The organism is Actinomadura sp. NPDC048394 (genome assembly GCF_040651755.1).
Classification (GTDB): domain Bacteria; phylum Actinomycetota; class Actinomycetes; order Streptosporangiales; family Streptosporangiaceae; genus Spirillospora; species Spirillospora montaniterrae.
In genome coordinates, this window is sequence record NZ_JBEZJL010000179.1 from 1 (window position 1) to 1,976 (window position 1,976).

Below are 1,976 nucleotides of genomic sequence, written 5' to 3' on the forward strand. Positions count from 1 at the left end.
CACCTTCGGCAACAGCGGCTCGATCCGCTCCCCCAGACTGTCGTGGCACGATCCACGGGGGTTGCTCGCCCTTACGCACCCACCCACACCACACCGATCACTACATGTTACGCAACATGCACATTTTGCTATGACCTCTTAGCGCCATCGGAGGTCCGCCACCGCCAACTCACCAAATGAGACGACGTCTTAAGACGCAGACGACAGGTTTATCACGGCACGGCGGGGCGGCGGCACCCTAGACACTCCGATAACGGTCGAATCACAATCTCAGCCTGTTCGGTTGCCAGGGACAGGCACGGGCGGACAGTTCTTTCCTAGCCACGTCTGACCGTGGTTCGGACGAAAGTCCAACGAACAAGACGCAGGCAGAGAGTCTGCACGGACTGAGACTCAGCACTCACTCAAACTGCTGCCTCTCATTGCGCCGAAAGGAACATCCTTTGAAGATTCGGATTGATCGCATTATCGCGGGCGCGACGGCTCTCGCTACTGCCACCATCCTGGCGACCGCAGGCGGGGCCTCCGCTTACTCCTGGGACCACACCTGGTGGAACAGCAACATGAAGCTCTACGTTCAGGAGGACAACGACGTCATCCGGGTGGCCGACACGCTCGCGAACGGTCATGCGGCTCGGGTCACGGTCGACGACGGCCCCGGCGGCGAACCCACCTTCACGCTCACGGCCGACCGGGGCACGGGCACCTACGAGGACAGCACCGCCTCCGGGGGCCGGAATCTGAATGAGAACACCACCGTTACCCTTACTGCCGACGGCGACGGGGGAAGCTGGTGGAAAGTGACATTCTATAACGATGGCTTCTGCGGCGTAAGCCCAGACCCTGGATGCGGGTGATGCCGTGGGCGGCGAAGTACGCCGCCGCCCGGGTCAGGGACGCCGCACAGGTGGTGCCCTTCTCATCGGGCAGTACTTCGGCGTAGGCCAGGCGGGTGTGGTCGTCGATGGCGGTGTGGACGACGTCGAAGCCGATGCCGCGGCCGCGCACGGGTTCGCTGCGGCCGTGGATCCTCCAGCCGCCGCCGTAGGGGATCTGGCCGAGCTCCTTGACGTCGAATGTGGATCATGTCGCCGGGCGCGCCGGCCTCATAGCGGCGCTCACTTGCGCGGGACGCGCGAATCTGATGCGGCGCTGCTGCGCGCCCTCGGCCTCACCCGCCGCCAGCTGCGTCGGATGCTGTCGGTGGAGGCGCTGTTGATCGGCGCGTTCCCCGGGGTCGCTCTCGGCGTGCTCTACGGCTGGGCGGCGACCCGGTCGATGGCCGACGGCACGGTGTTCGCGGTCCCCTACCCGCAGATCGCGGGCTTCATCGCACTGGCCGGAGCCGCCGGGATGCTCGCCACCGTCCTGCCGGCCCGCCGCGCCGCCCGCACCTCCATCGTCGAGTCCATCGCGGCCAACTGACCGCGCCCCGGCGCCCGTCTCCGGCGGGCACCCTGGCCGCAGACACTCCCCCGGGCCCCGTGCAAGACGGGCCCGGGGGTCGCTCCGTCCACACCCTGCCGCGCTACGCGACCTGCCTGCCCTGCGCCCCCGGGTCTCAGGTCTTCCTCCCCTTGGCCACCGTCGATTCAGAACGGTTTCAGGGGTAGGTCGGGCTGGGTGCGCAGGCGTAGACGACGCCGATGGCGAGGGGGTATGAGGCGTCCGCAGCGTCGACGTGCACGGTCAGTTTCTTGGGGTCGCTAGTGTTCTGCGCCTGAAATCCGTTGTAGATATCGGGCGAGGGAGTCGAGGATCTCTTCGGCGGTTTTGGTCCATATGAATGGTTTGGGGTTGGTGTTCCACTGCTGGACCCAGGCCCGGACGTCGGCTTGGAGGGCGTGGACGCTTTTGTGGACGCCGCGTTGGGTGAGCTGGGTGGTGAGGTAGGCGAACCAGCGCTCGAGCTGGTTGAGCCAGGACGATCCGGTCGGGGTGAAGTGCACGTGGAAGCGGGGGTGGCGGGCCGGCCA

The 1,976-nt window shown here is 66.4% G+C and carries 1 protein-coding gene and 3 pseudogenes; 2 read left to right on the forward strand and 2 right to left on the reverse strand.

From position 1 onward, the window contains the following. The first annotated feature begins 443 nt into the window (after nt 1-443). A complete protein-coding gene (locus AB0C78_RS50695; protein ID WP_360763031.1) occupies nt 444-857 on the forward strand; it encodes a hypothetical protein in 414 nt (137 codons plus the stop codon). Here the strand turns inward: AB0C78_RS50695 and AB0C78_RS50700 are convergent. Beyond that, nucleotides 844-1,141 (reverse strand): annotated as a pseudogene (locus AB0C78_RS50700) (IS481 family transposase); the annotation flags it as partial. The gene AB0C78_RS50695 and the pseudogene AB0C78_RS50700 sit on opposite strands and share 14 nt — an antisense overlap. On the opposite strand from AB0C78_RS50700, the pseudogene AB0C78_RS50705 reads away from it, so the two are divergent. Further along, nucleotides 1,132-1,425, forward strand: a pseudogene (locus AB0C78_RS50705) (FtsX-like permease family protein); the annotation flags it as partial. The pseudogenes AB0C78_RS50700 and AB0C78_RS50705 overlap by 10 nt on opposite strands. Nucleotides 1,426-1,706: 281 nt before the next feature. Here AB0C78_RS50705 and AB0C78_RS50710 read toward each other — a convergent pair. Then, nucleotides 1,707-1,976 (reverse strand): annotated as a pseudogene (locus tag AB0C78_RS50710) (IS630 family transposase); the annotation flags it as partial.